Below are 1409 nucleotides of genomic sequence, written 5' to 3'. Positions count from 1 at the left end.
AATAATTGGCCTTGACGATCGTGCCATCGGCGCGGCCATTCTGGACCATCATCTGCTCGATATATTCACGCGCGACTGCCTCGAACGTCTGTGCAGAAAGGAACTCGGCGCGGATTTTCCGCTTCCGCTTCTCAAAGGCCGGGTCGCCCCCAGAAGCAACAGCTCGTCGTGCCTCGTAGGCTGCGTCTCGGGCTTGCTTGAGGCTGATGTCAGGATAGCTGCCGATGCAGAGCTTCTTTTGCGCACCACCGATCCGGTATCGGAATCGCCAAAGCTTGCTGCCGGTCGGCGTGACCTCGACATATAGGCCGCGCTCATCGGTTACCTTGTACGGTTTGTCCTTGGGCTTGAGAGCGCGGAGGCGAGTATCTGTCAGCGGCATGTGGGGGCCTTTTCATCTGGGCCTTTGCGAAACGGCCTCAAAAGGCCCACAAAAGTGTCTGGAACCCCCGAGAACAGGCGGGACGATCCGGAACGATCCAAGGGCCAAATCCCTAGGATTTCTGCGGGTTTTATAGATTATTTGGGAGAACGTGAGAAGAACAAATGGTGCCCAGAAGAGGACTCGAACCTCCACGCCCTTGCGAGCGCCGCCACCTGAAGACGGTGCGTCTACCAATTCCGCCATCTGGGCACACGGCCGAACCGAGCATAATCCTCGTCCGGCAGGTAGGAGCGCGCCGATAGCGATCACATTGGGCCCTTGTCAACAAGATTGCCGAAGCTGACCGCAAAAGAATCATTCAGCGAGTAGCTCGCCATTATGCGCGAAAGTCAGTTGTCCTCATGACCTTCCAAAATGGCCTCGAGATCACTCCTCAGAATGAGCGTCCTCCGCCCAATCTTGCGGGTCTCGAGGGTGCCCTCAGTGGTCATCCTGTAAACGCTTGAACGACCGATCCCGAGAATGGCGGTCGCTTCGTTTATCGATACAAGCTTACTCTCTGATTTTGCCTCGTGTCGATCAAGCCGCCTTACTACGTCGTCGGCGATCGCTTCGACTTGGGACGACTCCAATTGGAAGAGGCGAACTGGCTGATCCAACATGAGTTCGCTTGATGCAGAGGGTAGCTTCTTGATCAACCGCTCAAGTTCTTGCTTCCGCCAACGTATCGGTAAATCCTAGATATCGACGAACGGGATATCAAATCTGCTCGTAATCCGAAGCAGCATTGCTTCGTCACCTGATACGTAGCGCGCTGCCATTTCGGACGAAATCAAAGCTGGCCGGCCTTCAACCAGATTTCCCAAATTGGCCACATCGATCTCCCTCTGAGAAGCAAGAGTATCAATGGGGTCGCTGTGTTCTTGCAGGCATGAGATAACGTCAGGCTCAGATTAGAGGAATATCCAGTTCTGCTCAAGCAGCCGTTTTATCCACCTAGTTTGGGTGCCCGGTCCAATCTAAT

At 54.6% G+C, this 1409-nt stretch carries 2 protein-coding genes and 1 tRNA gene; all 3 read right to left on the bottom strand.

The features are described from left to right. On the bottom strand, positions 1-382 hold a 382-nt coding region (locus ED21_RS14510), incomplete at its 3' end, for an Arm DNA-binding domain-containing protein (RefSeq protein WP_006834682.1). A 165-nt stretch (positions 383-547) separates the two neighbouring features. Continuing rightward, a tRNA-Leu gene (locus ED21_RS14505) sits at positions 548-634 on the bottom strand. A 140-nt stretch (positions 635-774) separates the two neighbouring features. Further along, the gene (locus ED21_RS15935; protein WP_156787491.1) at positions 775-1047 is read right to left on the bottom strand and encodes a helix-turn-helix domain-containing protein; all 273 of its coding nucleotides are present in this window, start codon (positions 1045-1047) and stop codon (positions 775-777) included. Positions 1048-1409 lie beyond the last annotated feature (362 nt).

Source organism: Erythrobacter sp. SD-21 (assembly GCF_000181515.1).
Classification (GTDB): domain Bacteria; phylum Pseudomonadota; class Alphaproteobacteria; order Sphingomonadales; family Sphingomonadaceae; genus Qipengyuania.
This window is presented reverse-complemented; position numbering and strand designations above follow the sequence as displayed.

Bases quoted from the DNA above. Each gene is read 5' to 3' on its own strand.
- ED21_RS15935 (WP_156787491.1), bottom strand. From the start codon at position 1,047: ATGTTGGATCAGCCAGTTCGCCTCTTCCAATTGGAGTCGTCCCAAGTC.